This is a genomic window from Halovulum sp. GXIMD14794, assembly GCF_054457455.1.
On sequence record NZ_JBTLNF010000008.1, the window covers coordinates 157996 to 174246 of the forward strand.

A 16251-nucleotide genomic window follows, 5' to 3' on the forward strand; every position below is an offset into this window, starting at 1 on the left:
TGGGTCATGGTGTGTAGGGCGTCAGGAACTCGCGCATCCCCGTATGGACCGGCGCAGTCCGCTTTCCTTTCAAAGTAGCGTCCTTCGCGGCTTGGGGCGACGTACCTCTCAATATGCATACCGTCCCGCGGACGCCCGTTCGCCAGGCGTTTGAGCATCGGCGGCAGGGATACCGAGATGCCTCCCGGAAATGAACCGGTGAGCGACTCCGACGCAACCGCTTCGTCACGGCTGCAGGCCGGTATGTCTTGCTTTCCCGGCCCTCGGTGCTAGGGCTTTCGCCGGATCAACCCGAGGGCCCGTTCTTGCCTGTCATCTCTCAGCTTGCCTCTCTGCGCCTCGTGTTTGCGCTGAACGGACTGGGCATCGCGCTCTGGCTGCCGCGCATCCCCGACGTGAAAGCGGCGCTGGAGGTGGAGCTGTTCACCCTTGCGCTCTGCTTCTTCATGCTGCCGCTGGGAACAATGGCGGGGTTCGCGATCGCACCGCGGGTCCTCTCCCGCTACGGCGCGCGCGCTGTCTGCCGCTGGGCGGGGGCCGGCTTCATCCTGAGCTTCATCCTGCCCGCCCTGGCGCAAAGCGCGCTGCAACTTGGGGCGGCGCTGCTGGTCGCGGGGCTGGCGGTCGGCTCGATCGAGGTGGCGATGAACGCCAAGGCGAGCGAGATGGAGCGGGCCATCTCCCGCCGGATCATGACCAGTTGCCACGCGTTCTGGAGCCTCGGCGGCATGGTCGGTGCCATGCTGGGCGGCGCTGCCGGGCAGGCCGGGGTGCCGTTCCTCGTCCAGCAGATCGCCCTGGCGCCGCTCTTCGCCGCGCTGGCCTTCGCCGTTGCCGGACGCCTGCCAGCGGACCGCCGCGCCGAAGCGCCGGTCACGCCCGATCTGCCAAGACCGCGCCGCGGTCTGCCCACCGGCCCCTTGCTGGCGCTCTGCCTGCTGCCAATCGGTGCACTGATGATCGAGGGCGCGATGATGGAATGGTCCGCGCTCTTCCTGGCCGAAGCGGCGAACTTGGGCGCGCTGCCTGCCGGCGCCGTCTTCGCGGCCTTCGCGTTGAGCATGGCCGGCAGCCGCATGGCGGGCGACCCGCTGGCCGAACGCTTCGGCACCGGTACTGTGCTGGCCGGCTCGGCGCTGGTGGCGGGGGCAGGCGTCGTCGCCTTCGCGACCTCGGCCGCACTGTGGCAAGCGCTGCCCGCGGCCGCGCTGCTGGGCCTCGGCATCGCGAACGTCTACCCGCTGGCGATGTCTCTGGCCGGAAACATGCCCGGCCGCCCGGTCGAGGAAAGCATCGCGACCGTCGCCTTCACCGCGTTTACCGCGTTCCTGATCGGCCCGCCGCTGATCGGTGCCGTCGGCTCGGCGCTGGGCTTGCCGGTGGCACTGCTGATCCTGACGCCGCTGGGGCTGAGCCCGCTCTTGCTGATCCGCGCGGTACTGTCCCCGACCCAGACCCCACCCTTGCCCGAGGAGGAGCCATGCCCCGCCCCGAAGCCGTGATCTTCGATATCGGCAACGTCCTGATCACCTGGAACCCCGAGCGCGTCTACGACGAGGTGCTGCCCAACCGCGATGCGCGCGAGCGCCTTTTCGAAGCGGTGGACCTGCACGGCATGAACGACCGTATCGACCGCGGCGCGCCGTTCCGCGAGACGGTCTACGAGGTGGCGCAGACCTATCCCGAGTACGAGGCGCTGATCCGGCTCTGGCACGACCGCTGGATCGAGATGGCGAGCCCGCCGATCGAGGCCAGCTGGTCGATCCTGCGCGATCTGCGCGAACGCGGCGTCCCGGTCTTCGCGCTGACCAACTTCGGCATCGAGAGCTTCGCCTATGCTGAAACGCAGTACCCGCAGCTGGGCGAGTTCGACCGTCGCTTCATTTCGGGGCACATGGGCGTCATCAAGCCCGAGGCGCAGATCTACGAGATGGTCGAGCAGGCCACCGGCCTGTCGGGGGCGCAGATCTTCTTCACCGACGACCGCGCCGACAACATCTCGGCGGCCGAAGCGCGTGGCTGGCAGACCTATCACTTCACGGATCCCCGGACCGGTCCCTCTGCCCTGGCCGATGCGCTCAAGGCGACGGGGCTGCCGCTGACCTGATCAGGTCTTCTCGGCCGCGTTCTCGGGCGCGTTTCGCTTGGTCAGCGGACCATCGGTCAGCAGGTCGTCGAGGAACAGCGCCATCAGCTGAGACCGGCCGCTGACGCCGGCCTTGCGGAAGATGGCGTTGCTCTGCGCCTTTACGGTGCCTTCGCTGGTCTCGCGCAGATTGGCGATCTCGCCGTTCGAGAACCCCTTGAGCGTGAACCAGGCCACGTCCCGCTCGGCTGGGGTGAGGCCCCATTCCTCGAACCGCTCCTCGAGCAATTCGGCGAAGGCGGTGGAGGCGGCGCGAAGCTGGCTTTCTACGAGGCGATTGCGGCGCCGGGTGACGATCAGCGCCTGGAGGCCGATCACGAAGCCGAGCACCAGGCCCAAGGCGGCACCTATCTCGATCAGCTCGCGCGCTTGCCAGCTGATCGGGGCGGTGCGCACGCCGATCAGCGCCGCGCCGATGTCCCAGATGAAGAAACCGGTACAGATCAGCTGTACCGGTACGATCCCCCAAAGCGCCCAGGCCGGCAGCCTCATGCCGGCCACCGACGCCAGTCAGTGCACGTCATTTTTTATCCCGGCCGTTGCCCTTGTCATCGCGGTCCCGGTCGCGACCGCCGCCGCCACCATTACCACTGTTGCCGCCACCGCCGCCGGAGTTTCCGTTGTTCCCGGAGTTTCCGCGATTGCCGGAGTTACCTCTGTTACCGGAGTTTCCGGAGTTACCTCTGTTTCCAGCGTTCCCGCTGTTGCCGGAGTTCCCGCTGTTGCCGGAGTTGCCTCTGCTCGCCGAGCCGCTGTTCCCGGTGGCCGACCCGCTGTTGCCCGGGCTCGTCGTGCCGGCGCTGCTCTGGTTCGGCTCCCAGTAGTCGCGCAGGACTTCTCCAGTCGTCGGGACATAGACGATCTCGCGGGTGTGGCTCGAAGAGCGGGCGATCACCCGGACGCGCCCCAGCCAGGTGCGCTTCACCGATTCGACCTCGTACCCTTGCCGCTCAAGCTGCGCCACGACGCTGCGCAGCATGCTGTCCTGCGCCATCGCGGGTCGCGCGGCCAGCAGGGCGAGGGCGCTTGCGATCAGGCTGCGCCGCCCCAGGTCGGGTAGTTTCTTGTCGTCTTCCGTCATGACAAAAAGCCTTTCGCGATGACGATGCGTGACGGGCGCGTGCCCTTCACGATCTGCCTGTCAGCGCCGGGGATCTTCCGCCCCCATGCGGTTTATCGTCTTACTCGTCACCACTGGCGCGAGGGCCACCCTGCGGGTCGCCGCCGCGGTCGCAATTGTTGTCGCGATAAGCAACAGTATTGCCGCCAATGCGCTCACCGTCATTCCCATCCTCCTGTCCGGGCGCGATATTTTCGCCACCCGTGTCTTCCCCAACACCCTCGAGCCGCGCATCGCGATAGGGGGCCGGGTCGATCCGGTCGTCGCCGCGGTCGCGAATCTCGTCACTGACGAGGCGACCGTCGCAGGTTTCGAAGACGAGGCGGCGCTTGAGGCCGCGCCCCTCGGCATCGACGATGACCTGGCCATCTGCGCGGACGATCTCGATTTCGCTAAACCCTTGTGAAGTCAGGGCTTCCAGCATCGGCCCCATGGTCAGGGACGCGTCTCCGGCCGCGTTGGCGGCGGGGAAAACACCGAGAAGAATAAGCAGCCCGATACGTCCGGGCTGAATAATGAAGCGCGTGATCAACCGAACCTCCGCCAAACGTGGCGACATCCGATCCTGCGCTCAGCGCGCGTATTGCGGCAACAAACCGGGGGGGTGGAGGGGTAAACTGCGGTTTACCCCATCAAGGATCAATCCTTGCGGAAGTATTTCTTCTCGCGCGGTTTTCCGTCCCAACCGGGTTTGCCGCCGCGGGGCGGGCGGTCACCCGACGGTTTCGGGCCGCGGGGCCGGTCGCCCTGCGGGCGCGAGCCGCGGTCTTCCTCGCGGTGCTCCCATTTGCGCAGCAGCACCGGGGCGAAGGCGTCGCGACCGATGGTACCCTCGTTGCACCATACGGTGTGTACGACGTCGTCCTCAACGCGCTCTACGGCCATTCGCATGGAACCGGCGGAAAGGACGACGATATCGCCGATTTCGAACTGAGACATGTCTTGATTCCTTGTTGTGATGCCGGGGAAGTTCCGCGCCGGCATGTCGACGCGACTCCATGCGCTTTTCAGGGCGCAAGGTAAAGGGGAATCTAGCCTGCGGCGCGTGTTTCGGCGTTTGTCGGCGTGGGTTCGGTCCTGTTCAACAGTTCGTCGACGAACAGGCTGAGCAGTTGCGCCCGCCCGTTGACGCCGGCTTTGCGGTAGATCGCGTTGGTCTGCGCCTTGACCGTGCTTTCGCTGGTATTGCGCAGCCCGGCGATCTCGGCGGTCGAAAAGCCCTTAACGGCGAACCACGCCACGTCCCGCTCGGCCGGGGTCAGGCCCCACCCTTCGAACCGCAGCTCGACGACCTCTGCGAAGGCTGAAGAGGCGGCGTCCAGTTGCGCCTCGACGACACGGTTGCGTTGCTGGATCCGGGTCGCGAGTACCGCGCCCAGCACGATGCCGACGACAAGTCCCAGCGCGGCGAGGATCTGGATCACCTCGTGCAGCCGCCAGCTTATCGGCTCGGTGCGCAGGCCGACGCGGCTGCCGAACAGTTCCCACATGAAGACGGCGGTGCAGATCACCTGCACCGCCAGGACCAGCCAGAGGGTAAGGCGCCGCTTCACCTGCCCCGAAGAGGGCTGAGCGGTGTGGGATCAATCGTCGTCGTCATCATCATCATCATCATTATCGTCGTCGTCGCGATCATCATCACGGTCGTCGTCCCGGTCGTCGTCCCGGTCGTCATCGCGATCATCGTCCCTGTCATCGTCGCGATCGTCATCGCGGTCATCATCGTCGTCATCCCGATCATCGTCGCCGCGACCGCCGGATCGACTGCCCGAACCGTCGCGGTCGTCGCTGCGGTCCCGGACGACGACGCCGGAGTTCCGACGGTCGTTGCTGGAGATGTGATCGCGCAGGACTTCCCCAGTGCGGTGGTCGAAGACCAGCTCGCGCGTGCGGTTGCCGTCTTCGGCCACGACCCGAGTATTGCCGAGCAGGGTTCGCCCGACGCTTCTCACGGTGAACCCCTGTTCGGACAGCTGGCGGCTGACCGAGCTGACGGCCCGATCATAGGACGATTGGGCCGCAAGCGGCAGCGTGCTCTGCGCGAAGAAGATCGCCGCGCAGAGCACCCGCAGCATCGTGAATGCCGAGAGATAGCGGCGCCTCACGTCAGGCGCCGTTCAAGGACATGACCGGCGAGGTCAGTCGTCATCATCGTCGTCATCATCATCGTCATCGTCGTCATCGTCGTCATCGTCGTCATCGTCATCGTCGCGATCGTCATCGCGGTCGTCGTCCCGGTCATCATCGCGATCATCATCCCGGTCATCGTCATCGTCATCGTCGTCGTCACGATCAAGGCTGCGGTCGTCACTCTCGTCATCATAGTCGTCGTCATCGTAGTCGTCGCCGCGCCGATCGTCACCGCTGTGATCGTCGTCCCGGTCGCTGCTCAGAAGCCGGCCGGTGCGTGCGTCGTAGACCAGGGTCTCGCGGTTGCCGTTGCGGGTGCCCTCGATGGCGATACGGCCTGCGCCGCGCTTGATCTCGACATTCGAGTAGCCTGCGGCGCGTAGTTGCTCGGCCACGTCGGCGGCTGTGGTCTGGGCCTGGGCGGCGGCCGCCAGGATGAAGCTCGCGGCGGCGGTGGCTGTCAGGAAACGTGTCATGAGAAAATCTCCGGTTCGGGTTCGATGGCGCGGCCCGTTGTCGGGACCGCCATCCCGGAGTGCCTGCCAAGCGATTGCCTGGCCATCGTACCGGCGGATGGTTTCGGCACCATCCGCCAGCCGGTTCATGCCCCTCGTCCTGAGGGATTAGACGCATAGACCCTGAGGTCTATGCCCTTACATGTCGACGCCAAGCGCCTCGGCGACAGTGAAGATGTCCTTGTCGCCGCGTCCGCACATGTTCATCACCAGCAGGTGGTCGGCGGGCAGGGTCGGAGCCAGTTTCGCCACGTGCGCCAGCGCGTGCGACGGCTCCAGCGCGGGGATGATGCCCTCGGTCTCGCAGCTCAGCTTGAAGGCATCCAGCGCCTCGCGGTCGGTGACCGAGACGTATTCGACGCGGCCGGTATCATGCAGCCAGGAATGCTCCGGCCCGATGCCCGGGTAGTCGAGGCCGGCCGAGATCGAGTGGCCCTCGAGGATCTGCCCATCTTCGTCCTGAAGCAGGTAAGTGCGGTTGCCGTGCAGAACGCCCGGACGGCCGCCGGTCAGCGAAGCGGCGTGCTCCATCCGGTCGTCGACGCCGTGGCCACCGGCCTCGACGCCGATGATCCGCACGGTGGGTTCGTCGAGGAACGGGTGGAACAGGCCCATGGCGTTCGAGCCGCCGCCGATGCAGGCCACCAGGCTGTCGGGCAGACGGCCCTCGGCCTCCTGCATCTGCTCGCGTACCTCCTTGCCGATGATCGACTGGAAGTCGCGGACCATCGCCGGGTAGGGGTGCGGGCCGGCGACGGTGCCGATGCAGTAGAACGTGTCCTCGACGTTCGTCACCCAGTCGCGCAGGGCTTCGTTCATCGCGTCCTTCAGCGTGGCGCGGCCGGCGGTGACGGGAACGACCTCGGCCCCCAGCAGCTTCATGCGGAAGACGTTGGGCTTCTGCCGCTCGACGTCGGTGGCGCCCATGAAGACCACGCATTTCAGGCCGAACTTGGCGCAGACGGTCGCGGTGGCGACGCCGTGCTGGCCGGCGCCGGTCTCGGCGATGATCCGGGTCTTGCCCATGCGGCGGGCCAGCAGGATCTGGCCCAGCACGTTGTTGATCTTGTGCGCGCCGGTGTGGTTCAGCTCGTCCCGTTTCAGGTAGATCTTCGCCCCGCCCAGACGCTCGGTCAGGCGCTCGGCATGGTAGAGCGGCGAGGGACGGCCGACGTAGTGCTTCCACAGGTGGTCCATCTCGGCCCAGAAGCTGTCGTCGGTCTTGGCGTGCTCGTAGTATGCCTCGAGATCCAGGATCAGCGGCATCAGGGTTTCCGAGACGAAACGTCCGCCGAAGTCGCCGAACCGGCCGCGCTCGTCGGGGCCGCTGCGGAAGGAGTTGAGCTGTTGCGTGGGCATCCGATGTTCCTTTGGGTCTGCGGGGATGTTTAAACCCCGGCCGCCCAGAGGTGAAGCCGCGATTGAGCCGCAGGGGATCGGCGGAAGTCCGCAGGCCGAAATTGCGGGCGGGAACGCGGGCCGCAGGGCGGGCGTTCTGAACGGCATCCGGATGCGGGAGGCACCGGAAAGCTGAAGGAGAAGACCCATGCTGAAGAAGATGACCCTGTCGATGACCGCCGCCGCCGCGATGCTGGCCGCCGCGCCTGCGCTGGCCGATGTTCAGGCGAGTGCGACGACCGATCTGAACCTGCGTGCCGGGCCGGGCGTCGGCTATCCGGTGATCGGGGTGATCGGCGCCGAGCAGTCGGTGGCCGTGGACGGCTGCCTCGATCCCGCCGACTGGTGCAAGGTGATCCATGACGGGCAGCAGGGCTGGGCCTATGGTGCCTATCTGAACGCGCCGCTGGACGGCAATCGGGCGCCGCTGGTCGATGCTGCCACCACGCTGAACGTTGAGACCGTTACCTTCGTTGAGACACCTGAGGTCGAGCAGGTCGTGGTCGAACCGGTGGGCGAGATCGTGACGCCGGACATCGTCTCGATCACGCCGATCGAGAAGATTGGCACGCTGCCGGACGACACGGTGGCCTATGTTCGCTCGAACCCGGTCGATCCGGTCTACCTGGACGGCGAGGTCGTGGTTGGCGCGGCGATCCCCGAGGCGGTCGCTGTCTACGAGGTGCCGCAGTCGGAGTACCGCTATGTCAACGTGAACGGCCAGTACGTCCTGGTCGAACCGGAGGGCCGCCGAGTGGTCTATATCGCGCGGTAAGCCTGCCCGAAGCGCCCCCGTCAGCGGGGGCGTTTCACCCTGAAAAGGCGGGATTTCATCGTGAAAACCCCCTTAAGCATATGAAATATATGCTGAAAACTTTCCTAAAACTTCGTAAGCGCCCTTAGTCGAGCGGTTTCTTGAAGCCGACGTGGCTGGGGATGTAGCCCAACCGTTCGTAGAATTCGTGGGCGCGGGTCCGCTGTTGGTCGCTGGTGAACTGCACCAGTCGGCAGCCGGCTTCGCGCGCGCGGTCTTCGGCGTCCTGCATCAGCGCGGCGCCGACGCCCTGGCCGCGCAGGTCCGAGGCGACGCGCACCGCCTCGATTTGCGCGCGGCGGGCGCCGCCGCGGCTGAGGCCCGAAATGAGGGTCAGCTGGTAGGTGGCGACGATGCGGCCGTCCGCCTCGCCGACGATGACGGAGTTGCCGATCTCGCTGCGCATGGCGTCGAAGGCCATGCGGTAGGGCAGCAGGTCCTCGCTTTCGCGACCTTTGCCGAGGTCATCCTCGGTGAGCAGCGCAACGATATCGGGGATATCCGCGCGGCTGGCCGTGCGGAACACCGGTTTCATGCGGTCAGCACCGGCGCATCGGCGGCGGCAATGAAGTCCCGGATCAGCTGCGGGTCCTTGACGCCGCGCGTCGCCTCGACCCCGGACGAAACATCGACCTGCCGCGCACCGGTCAGGTGTACGGCCTTCGCGACATTCTGCGGCGTCAGCCCGCCTGCCAGCATCCAGGGCAGCGGCCAGCGGCGGCCCTGGAGCAGCCGCCAGTCGAAGGCGAGACCGTTACCGCCCGGTATCTCGGAGGTCTTCGGCGGCTTGGCGTCGATCAGCAGTTGGTCGGCGACCTGCGCATAGGTGTCGATGGCGGCGAGGTCCGGCGCATCCGCGATGCCGACCGCCTTCATCACCGGCAGGCCGAACCGGGCGCGCACTTCGGCAACCCGTGCAGGCGATTCGGCACCGTGAAGCTGGAGCATGTCGAGCGGTACCGCGTCTGTCAGCGCCCGCAGCTGATCGTCATCGGCGTTCACCGTCAGCGCCACCTTGCAGACGCCCGGCGGCACCTCGGCCGCCAGCGTGGCGGCGGCATCAAGCTCGATGTTGCGGGGCGAGCGCGGAAAGAAGACGAAGCCGACATAAGCGGCCCCGGCCTGCACCGCGACGTCGAGGTTGGCCCGGTCGGTCAGCCCGCAGATCTTGACGCGCACGGATGTCGACGGGCCGGCCATCGGATCAGGCGTTCTTGCCGTCGATGATCGCCAGCACCTCGTCCTCGTCGGTCATGTGCTTGCGCTTGAGTTCCTGAACCTGGCCCTTGAGCTGCGCCGCCTCGCGCTTGCGGCGGGCGGCCTCGCGGCGGTGCTTGTGCTCGCGCAGCCACTCGAGGATGTAGCCGAGCAGAAGGCCGACCAGGATCGAGATCAGGATCACCAGGAACAGCGGCACCTGGACCGAGAGCGGCATGATGTGCGCGATCGCCTCGGGCAGAAGGTGCAGGGTGACGGCGCCCCGGTTGGCCAGAGAGAGCGTCACGATGACGATCAGGATGGCGGCCAGCAGCACCAGCTTGATGTAACGGAGCATTCCGCCCCTCCTTGAGTTGTCAGTCGTCGCGCGGGCTTCAGTCGTCCGCGTTCAGGCGGTCGCGCAGCAGTTTTCCGGTCTTGAAGAAGGGGACGTACTTCTCTTCGACGGGGACCGACTCGCCGGTGCGCGGGTTGCGGCCCATTCTGGCATCGCGTTTCTTGACCGAAAAGGCGCCGAAACCGCGCAGCTCGACCCGGTTGCCGGCAGCCATCGCCTCGATGATCTGGTCGAAGACCGTCCCGACGATGCGTTCCACGTCGCGCTGATAGAGGTGAGGATTCTCGTCCGCGATCTGCTGGATGAGTTCCGATTTGATCATGCCCCGGTCTCCTTGCGCTGACGTCCATGCGTTGCTGGCTCAGTCCGACCCGGGAATCAATACCCTAAGTGCCGGGAAAAATGCAGTCTTTTATTTCAGGATCGCCATTAGCCGGGGGCCAGGGGCGCCGGTTGCGCCCGGGAAAGCGCCGGTGGAGAGGCCCAGACGGGCGAGGAAACTCTCGAGCCGGTCGTCTTCCTCGGCGATGGCCCAGGTTTCGACCGGCAGTTCGGCCAGGTCGGGGTCCTGCGATTCGAGCCAGGCCACGGCGTCTTCCTCGTCGCCGAGCGCGTCGATCAGCCCCGCCTCAAGCGCCATGCGCCCGGTGAACGTCCGTCCGTCCGTGACCGCTTCGAGCCGGGCGCCCTCCAGGTCGCGGCGCTCTGCCACAAGGCCGCTGAACCAGTCGTGGGTCTCGTCGACCATGGCCTGTTCCAGGCGGCGGGCTTCGGGTGTGAGGTCGCGCAGCGGCGACGGCGCCGCCTTGAGATCCGACGAACGGATCGTCTCGAGGTCGACGCCGACCCGGTCCATCAGGCCGGTGAAGGTCATGTACTCCAGGATCACGCCGATCGAGCCGGTCACCGTGTTGCCGCGTGCGATCACATGCTCGGCGGCCAGCGCCGCGAGATAGCCGCCCGAGGCCGCGACCCCGTCCATCACGGCGACCACGGGCACGTCCGCGCCGATCTGGTTGAGCCCTTCATAGAGCGCCTCGGCGCCCACCACCGTGCCGCCGGGGCTGTCGATGTGGACGATCAGCGCGCGCACGTTCTCGTCTTCGGCCATCTCCGCGAGGATGCGATCACGCTCGAGGTCGGTGTAGATCACGTCGTCGACGTGGATGCGGGCGACATGCGGACGAACCGGCTTGCCATCCGCGAGGACAGCCGCGAGCACGCCGAGGCCGACCAGCAGCAGGACCGTGGCCAGCACGCCCCGCCAGAATGCGGAACGGCGCCATTTCCGGCGCCGTTCCTCGTAGAAGTCCCGGGTGATGGGATCCACTTACTTGTCGTCCTGACCTTTCAGGGCCGCACCCAGGATGTCGCCCAGCGAGGCGCCCGAGTCCGACGAGCCGTACTGTTCCACGGCCTCTTTCTCTTCGGCGATCTCGCGTGCCTTGATCGACAGGCCCAGACGGCGGGACTTGCTGTCGATGTTGGTGACGCGCGCGTCGATCTTGTCGCCCGGGGTGAAGCGCTCGGGGCGCTGTTCGGCCCGGTCACGCGACAGGTCGGAGCGGCGGATGAACGACTTCATGCCATCGTACTCGACCTCGACACCACCGTCTTCGATCTTGGTGACCGTGACGGTGACGATCTGGCCGCGCTTGACGCCCGAGGTCGCCTCGGCGAACGGGTCGCCGTCCAGCGCCTTGATCGACAGCGAGATACGCTCTTTCTCGACATCGACATCGGTGACGACGGCTTTGACCACGTCGCCCTTGCGGTAGTCCTGGATCGCTTCCTCGCCGGAGCGGTTCCAGTCCAGGTCGGAAAGGTGAACCATGCCGTCGATGTCGCCATCGAGACCGATGAACAGACCGAATTCGGTGATGTTCTTGATCTCGCCCTCGACCTCGGTGCCGACCGGATGGCTGGCCGCGAAGTTGTCCCACGGGTTGCCCTGGGTCTGCTTCAGGCCGAGGCTGACGCGGCGCTTGGCCGTGTCGATCTCGAGGACCATGACTTCCACTTCCTGCGAGGTGGAGACGATCTTGCCCGGGTGGACGTTCTTCTTGGTCCAGGACATTTCCGAGACGTGAACCAGACCTTCGACGCCCGGCTCCAGCTCGACGAACGCGCCGTAGTCGGTGATGTTGGTCACGCGGCCGGTGTGGACGCTGTCCAGCGGGAACTTGGCTTCGACGTCATCCCACGGATCGGCCTGCAGTTGCTTCATGCCGAGGCTGATGCGCTGGGTGTCCTTGTTGATCTTGACGACCTGGACCTTCACGGTCTCGCCGATCGACAGGATCTCGGACGGGTGGTTGACGCGGCGCCAGGCCATGTCGGTGACGTGCAGCAGGCCGTCGACGCCGCCCAGGTCAACGAACGCACCGTATTCGGTGATGTTCTTGACCACGCCGTCCACGGTGTCGCCTTCCTGCAGTTTCGCGACGATCTCGGCGCGCTGCTCGGCACGGCTCTCTTCCAGGATGGCACGGCGCGAGACGACGATGTTGCCGCGGCGACGGTCCATTTTCAGGATCTGGAAGGGCTGCTCGACATGCATCAGGGCAGAGGCGTCGCGCACGGGGCGGACATCGACCTGGCTGCCCGGCAGGAACGCAACGGCGCCGCCCAGGTCCACGGTGAAGCCACCCTTGACGCGGCCGAAGATGTGACCCTTGACGCGCTCGTCGCCCTCGGCAGCCTTCTCGAGGCGGTCCCAGGCTTCTTCGCGGCGGGCTTTCTCGCGGCTGATCACGGCTTCGCCGCGGGCGTTCTCGACGCGCTCGAGGTAGACCTCTACGGTGTCGCCCGGAGCAAGCTCGGCGTCCTCGCCGACCTTAGCGAATTCTTTCAGGTCGACACGGCCTTCCATCTTGTAGCCGATGTCGATGATGGCCTGGCCGGCTTCGATCGCCAGCACGGTGCCTTTGACGACGGAACCCTCGTCGGGGGTCTTGAGCTCGAAGCTTTCGTCGAGGAGGGCCTCGAACTCGTCCATGGTTGCGTTAGCAGGCATATGTAGGTGTGTATCCTTGTCTATCGGTTTTCTGGCCGGGTGGTTGGGTCCACCGGTCTCTCGGGTTTACTGCGTCGGCTGACCGGAGCTCGGCAAGCACGAACAAACGTAAAAGGGCCGGACTCTAGTCCCGACCCTGCTCGATTCGTGCTCTTATTAGCGCCGTGGCCTCGGCAACGGCGTCATCAATAGACAAATTTGTCGTGTCGAGCAAGAGCGCATCAGGCGCCTGCACCAGCGGCGCGTCCTTGCGCCGGCTGTCGCGCTCGTCGCGGGCCTTGAGGTCCGCCAGAACCTGCTCGACGGTCAGGTCGCTGCCCGCGGCGGCGAGCTCGCGGTGCCGACGCTGTGCGCGCCGCTCGTCATTGGCGGTCACGAACAGCTTCACGTCGGCCTGCGGGCAGATCACCGTGCCGATGTCACGGCCATCGAGCACCGCGCCTCCCTCGCGCCGTGCGAAATCGTGCTGGAACTTCAGCAGCGCCGACCGCACGCCGGGTATCGCGGCGACCTTGCTGGCCGCGCGCGAGGCCATCGTCGTGCGCAGGTCGGTGCGGGCGAGGTCGGCCTCCTGCAGGGATTCGGCGATCATCTCGGCGGCGATCGGGTCGATCACGCCGCCGGTTTGGTCCAGCGCTTTCACCCCGACCGCGCGGTAGAGCAGCCCGGTGTCGAGATGGCCGAAGCCGAACTCCGACGCGACCGCGCGCGCGATCGTTCCTTTCCCGGCTGCTGCCGGCCCGTCGATGGCGACTGTGAATTTCATGTGCGTCTGCGTTTTTGGCCCGCTGTGCCGCCGGGATAGGGGCTGTGGCCGGTGCGGTCAACCGAACCAGTGCGCGCAGCGGTAATCGACCGTTAAGCGGCTGGCGCTAGACAGGCGATCGGAGAGGTCCGCGGGGTGGAGGATGGTCATGCGGCTGCAGTCGGGATCGCTGAAGATCAAGATCGTCGCTTTGGTGATGCTGGTGTCGCTGATCACCGGGATCACCATGGCGGTGAACGTGCTGGTCCAGTCGCGGGCGGATTCGCTGTCCCGTCTGGGCGCGCTGCTGCGCCGGGACGCGGAAATGGCCGCCGCGCAGGTCGACCGGGTCGAGGCGCAGATGCGCGCCGACATGGCTTTCCTGGGCGAACAGCTGACGCGGCGCGCGACCGTCGCCAATTTCGCTGCCGCGCTGCTGAACGATAGGCGCATGCGCGACGCGGACCCGCTGGCCGGCTATGCCGAGGCGGGTGCGGCGGTGGACGATATCGGCGACGGCGGGCTTTATTCCAATCTGCACCGGCAGGAGCATCCGGCGCTGCGCCGGTTCGTCGAGGGGCGTGGTTACAGCGACATGATGCTGATCTCGCCGCAGGGCGAAGTGGTCTACAGCGTCGGCAAGGCAGGCGGCCTGGGCTTGGTGCTGGAGCGCGACGGTACCGGCCGCGGCGCACTGGAGCTGTCCTTCCGCGCGGCGCTCGAGGCGCCGGTCGGAACTCCGGTGGCGATTGATTTCCTTGATGTAGGCAAAGACGTTCCCGTGGCGCACCTTGCGATGCGCCTGCCGCGCGGCGAAGGGCTGATGGCTGCAGACAGCGGCGGCGTTCTGGTGATCTGCTTCGATTCGACTTTGCTCACGCCCGGCGCCGATGGCGGGCACCTGTCCACCTATCTGACCGATGCCGACGGCCTGCTGCTGAGCGACCTGGTCGCGACTCCCGGCGACGACCGGCTCTCCGGGCGGGTGACGCTGCCGCCGGTGGGCGTTTCGGGGCAGGCGGTGCCGATTTCGGAACAGGACGGCGCGTCAGGTGCGGCAGCGATCATGGCCGCTGTCTCGACACCCTTCTTTGGGTTGGACTGGGTCGTCGTGAGCGAGCGTGACGCGCGCGCCGAAGCGGCGCAGATCACCGCGCTGCAGCGATCGATGGCGCTGGTGTGCCTGGCGATCATGATCGCCGCGGGCGCCGCCAGCTGGTGGACCGGCCAGGCGCTGGCGCGGCCGGTGGCGAAGCTGCGCCACCGGATGACCTCGCTTGCGGCCGGGGACTTGGACAGCCCGATCCCGGGCGCAGAGCGGGGCGACGAGATCGGCGACATGGCGCGCTGCGTCGAGAGTTTTCGTGCCACCGGCCAGGCCGCCCGCCGGGCCGAGACCGAAGCCGCCGAGACCCGCGCCCAGGCCGAGGCTGCGCGGCGGAAGATGCTGGCCGATCTCGGCCGCAGCTTCGGCGAGGTGGTGCGCGCGGCGGGGCAGGGGGATTTCTCGGCCCGGGTCACGCATGATTTCGACGATCCGGTGCTGAGCGGTATTGCCGACGACCTGAATCGGTTGATGGAAACCCTGGGCATTGCCGTGGACGACCTCCAGGCGGTGCTGCGGGCGCTGGCGGCGGGGGACCTGTCGCAGCGCATGGAGGGCAGCCGCGAGGGCGCCATCGCTGAGCTTCAGGCCGCCGCCAATGGCACGATCGACACGCTGCGGGTGCTGGTCTCGCGCCTTCTGTCGGCGGTCGACGCGTTGGGCGGCACCGCGATGCGGGTCGCCGAAGGCTCCGAGAAGCTGGCCGAGCGGACCGAAAGCCAGGGCGCGGCGATCGAGCAGACCTCGGCCACGACGGAACAGCTTTCGGTCAACGTGCGGGCCAACGCGGCGAACGCCGGCAAGGCCTCGGGGCTTGCGTCGCAGGCCCGCGACCGGGCCGAGGGCGGGCAACACGTCGTCGCTGCCGCCGTCGCCGCGATGGACGAGATCGAGAGCGGCTCGAACCGCATCGCCGAGACCATCGAGGTTATCGATTCCATCGCCTCGCAGACCAACCTGCTGGCGTTGAACGCCGCGGTGGAGGCGGCCCGTGCCGGAGAGGCGGGGCGCGGCTTCTCGGTCGTCGCCGAGGAGGTTCGGGCGCTGGCGCACAAGACCTCCGAGGCGGCGAAGGACATCTCGGCCATCGTGCAGACCAGCAGCGACAAGGTGCGCGGCGGCGTGGCCCAGGTGAACCGCGCGGGCGAGGCGCTGGCCGAAATCACCCAGGCGATCAGCGCCGCGACCGAGGCGGTTGCCGAAATCAGCGACACCTGCCGCGAGCAGGCCACCGGCATCGCCGAGATCTCGGCTGCGCTGGCGCAGATGGACAGCCACACCCAGCAGAACGTGCAACTGGCCGAGATCAGCCGCGGTACCTCGGCCGAGCTGACCGCCGAGGCGGCCCGTATCGCCGAGGCGGTGGCGCGATTCCGGACCGGTGATCGGGCTGCAGTGCGGCGCGGCGGGCTCGCGGGGTCGGAGGAGGCCAAGGTTGCCCCACAAAGCTCGCCGATTGATGCCGAGGAGCAAGCGATGCGGCGATACTTCTCGGATCGTGCCGAGCCGGGCGAGGCGGATCGGGTGGAGCAAGCTGGTGCGTCGAGGGCTGAGGCGTCCCGACCGGTGCTGCGCGGTGGGGTTCTATCGGTCGCTGCCGAGGAGGACTGGTCGGAGTTTTAAGCCGGGAGCCGCGAACGTAAGGGCGTGACACGGCCCGCTGGGGTGCCGGGCCCCCGGGGGGCAGGGCCGGGCCAGCGCGGTATC

At 67.0% G+C, this 16251-nt stretch carries 19 protein-coding genes; 4 read left to right on the top strand and 15 right to left on the bottom strand.

From position 1 onward, the window contains the following. Positions 1-305: 305 nt before the first annotated feature. Together ACW9UR_RS19865 and ACW9UR_RS19870 are read left to right on the top strand one after the other, a co-directional pair. On the top strand, positions 306-1502 hold the full coding sequence (locus ACW9UR_RS19865) for an MFS transporter (RefSeq protein WP_458918802.1): 1197 nt from the start codon (positions 306-308) through the stop codon (positions 1500-1502). Beyond that, a complete protein-coding gene (locus tag ACW9UR_RS19870; RefSeq protein WP_458918803.1) occupies positions 1481-2107 on the top strand; it encodes an HAD family hydrolase in 627 nt (208 codons plus the stop codon). The genes ACW9UR_RS19865 and ACW9UR_RS19870 overlap by 22 nt, the downstream gene beginning before the upstream one ends. Here ACW9UR_RS19870 and ACW9UR_RS19875 read toward each other — a convergent pair whose 3' ends face one another. The 8 genes from ACW9UR_RS19875 to trpB form a co-directional block, all read right to left on the bottom strand. Continuing rightward, positions 2108-2638, bottom strand: a complete 531-nt coding sequence (locus tag ACW9UR_RS19875) for a helix-turn-helix transcriptional regulator (RefSeq protein ID WP_458918804.1) — start codon at positions 2636-2638, stop codon at positions 2108-2110. It abuts the gene before it with no gap. A 28-nt stretch (positions 2639-2666) separates the two neighbouring features. Further along, positions 2667-3227, bottom strand: a complete 561-nt coding sequence (locus ACW9UR_RS19880; protein ID WP_458918805.1) for a hypothetical protein — start codon at positions 3225-3227, stop codon at positions 2667-2669. Positions 3228-3327: 100 nt separating this feature from the next. Continuing rightward, on the bottom strand, positions 3328-3798 hold the full coding sequence (locus ACW9UR_RS19885) for a hypothetical protein (protein ID WP_458918806.1): 471 nt from the start codon (positions 3796-3798) through the stop codon (positions 3328-3330). Positions 3799-3905: 107 nt separating this feature from the next. Then, the gene (locus tag ACW9UR_RS19890; RefSeq protein ID WP_458918807.1) at positions 3906-4205 is read right to left on the bottom strand and encodes a hypothetical protein; all 300 of its coding nucleotides are present in this window, start codon (positions 4203-4205) and stop codon (positions 3906-3908) included. 92 nt (positions 4206-4297) lie between these two features. Next, positions 4298-4819 (bottom strand): helix-turn-helix transcriptional regulator, encoded by a 522-nt coding sequence (locus ACW9UR_RS19895; protein WP_458918808.1) that lies wholly within the window; start codon positions 4817-4819, stop codon positions 4298-4300. Between the two features lie 30 nt (positions 4820-4849). Continuing rightward, positions 4850-5341, bottom strand: a complete 492-nt coding sequence (locus ACW9UR_RS19900) for a hypothetical protein (protein ID WP_458918809.1) — start codon at positions 5339-5341, stop codon at positions 4850-4852. 63 nt (positions 5342-5404) lie between these two features. After that, positions 5405-5872, bottom strand: coding sequence for a hypothetical protein (locus tag ACW9UR_RS19905; RefSeq protein WP_458918810.1), 468 nt, complete (start codon positions 5870-5872; stop codon positions 5405-5407). A gap of 177 nt (positions 5873-6049) precedes the next feature. After that, positions 6050-7270 (bottom strand): tryptophan synthase subunit beta, encoded by a 1221-nt coding sequence (gene trpB / locus ACW9UR_RS19910; protein ID WP_458918811.1) that lies wholly within the window; start codon positions 7268-7270, stop codon positions 6050-6052. Positions 7271-7457: 187 nt separating this feature from the next. Here trpB and ACW9UR_RS19915 point away from each other — a divergent pair, with 187 nt between their 5' ends. Beyond that, positions 7458-8084 (top strand): DUF1236 domain-containing protein, encoded by a 627-nt coding sequence (locus ACW9UR_RS19915; protein ID WP_458918812.1) that lies wholly within the window; start codon positions 7458-7460, stop codon positions 8082-8084. A gap of 124 nt (positions 8085-8208) precedes the next feature. On the opposite strand, the gene ACW9UR_RS19920 is transcribed toward ACW9UR_RS19915, so the two are convergent. The 7 genes from ACW9UR_RS19920 to cmk all read right to left on the bottom strand — a co-directional run bounded on the left by ACW9UR_RS19920 (position 8209) and on the right by cmk (position 13460). Further along, the gene (locus ACW9UR_RS19920; protein WP_458918813.1) at positions 8209-8658 is read right to left on the bottom strand and encodes a GNAT family N-acetyltransferase; all 450 of its coding nucleotides are present in this window, start codon (positions 8656-8658) and stop codon (positions 8209-8211) included. Further along, positions 8655-9323, bottom strand: coding sequence for a phosphoribosylanthranilate isomerase (locus ACW9UR_RS19925; RefSeq protein ID WP_458918814.1), 669 nt, complete (start codon positions 9321-9323; stop codon positions 8655-8657). The genes ACW9UR_RS19920 and ACW9UR_RS19925 overlap by 4 nt, the downstream gene beginning before the upstream one ends. Positions 9324-9327: 4 nt before the next feature. Continuing rightward, positions 9328-9678 carry a lipopolysaccharide assembly protein LapA domain-containing protein gene (locus ACW9UR_RS19930; RefSeq protein ID WP_458918815.1) on the bottom strand — a complete coding sequence of 117 codons (351 nt, stop codon included), beginning with the start codon at positions 9676-9678 and terminating at the stop codon, positions 9328-9330. Positions 9679-9715: 37 nt separating this feature from the next. After that, positions 9716-10000: an integration host factor subunit beta gene (gene ihfB / locus ACW9UR_RS19935; RefSeq protein ID WP_458918816.1), complete on the bottom strand. Its 285-nt coding sequence runs from the start codon at positions 9998-10000 to the stop codon at positions 9716-9718. 90 nt (positions 10001-10090) lie between these two features. Continuing rightward, positions 10091-11008, bottom strand: coding sequence for a signal peptide peptidase SppA (sppA, locus tag ACW9UR_RS19940; protein ID WP_458918817.1), 918 nt, complete (start codon positions 11006-11008; stop codon positions 10091-10093). Next, a complete protein-coding gene (gene rpsA, locus ACW9UR_RS19945) occupies positions 11009-12694 on the bottom strand; it encodes a 30S ribosomal protein S1 (RefSeq protein WP_458918818.1) in 1686 nt (561 codons plus the stop codon). It lies immediately after the preceding gene. A 124-nt stretch (positions 12695-12818) separates the two neighbouring features. Further along, positions 12819-13460, bottom strand: a complete 642-nt coding sequence (gene cmk, locus ACW9UR_RS19950; RefSeq protein ID WP_458918819.1) for a (d)CMP kinase — start codon at positions 13458-13460, stop codon at positions 12819-12821. 148 nt (positions 13461-13608) lie between these two features. On the opposite strand from cmk, the gene ACW9UR_RS19955 reads away from it, so the two are divergent. Further along, positions 13609-16167: a methyl-accepting chemotaxis protein gene (locus ACW9UR_RS19955; protein ID WP_458918820.1), complete on the top strand. Its 2559-nt coding sequence runs from the start codon at positions 13609-13611 to the stop codon at positions 16165-16167. Positions 16168-16251: the final 84 nt, after the last annotated feature.

Bases quoted from the DNA above. Each gene is read 5' to 3' on its own strand.
- ACW9UR_RS19870 (WP_458918803.1), top strand. From the start codon at position 1,481: ATGCCCCGCCCCGAAGCCGTGATCTTCGATATCGGCAACGTCCTGATC.
- ACW9UR_RS19875 (WP_458918804.1), bottom strand. From the start codon at position 2,638: ATGAGGCTGCCGGCCTGGGCGCTTTGGGGGATCGTACCGGTACAGCTG.
- ACW9UR_RS19880 (WP_458918805.1), bottom strand. From the start codon at position 3,227: ATGACGGAAGACGACAAGAAACTACCCGACCTGGGGCGGCGCAGCCTG.
- ACW9UR_RS19890 (WP_458918807.1), bottom strand. From the start codon at position 4,205: ATGTCTCAGTTCGAAATCGGCGATATCGTCGTCCTTTCCGCCGGTTCC.
- ACW9UR_RS19900 (WP_458918809.1), bottom strand. From the start codon at position 5,341: ATGCTGCGGGTGCTCTGCGCGGCGATCTTCTTCGCGCAGAGCACGCTG.
- ACW9UR_RS19905 (WP_458918810.1), bottom strand. From the start codon at position 5,872: ATGACACGTTTCCTGACAGCCACCGCCGCCGCGAGCTTCATCCTGGCG.
- trpB (WP_458918811.1), bottom strand. From the start codon at position 7,270: ATGCCCACGCAACAGCTCAACTCCTTCCGCAGCGGCCCCGACGAGCGC.
- ACW9UR_RS19915 (WP_458918812.1), top strand. From the start codon at position 7,458: ATGCTGAAGAAGATGACCCTGTCGATGACCGCCGCCGCCGCGATGCTG.
- ACW9UR_RS19920 (WP_458918813.1), bottom strand. From the start codon at position 8,658: ATGAAACCGGTGTTCCGCACGGCCAGCCGCGCGGATATCCCCGATATC.
- ACW9UR_RS19925 (WP_458918814.1), bottom strand. From the start codon at position 9,323: ATGGCCGGCCCGTCGACATCCGTGCGCGTCAAGATCTGCGGGCTGACC.
- ACW9UR_RS19930 (WP_458918815.1), bottom strand. From the start codon at position 9,678: ATGCTCCGTTACATCAAGCTGGTGCTGCTGGCCGCCATCCTGATCGTC.
- ihfB (WP_458918816.1), bottom strand. From the start codon at position 10,000: ATGATCAAATCGGAACTCATCCAGCAGATCGCGGACGAGAATCCTCAC.
- rpsA (WP_458918818.1), bottom strand. From the start codon at position 12,694: ATGCCTGCTAACGCAACCATGGACGAGTTCGAGGCCCTCCTCGACGAA.
- cmk (WP_458918819.1), bottom strand. From the start codon at position 13,460: ATGAAATTCACAGTCGCCATCGACGGGCCGGCAGCAGCCGGGAAAGGA.
- ACW9UR_RS19955 (WP_458918820.1), top strand. From the start codon at position 13,609: ATGCGGCTGCAGTCGGGATCGCTGAAGATCAAGATCGTCGCTTTGGTG.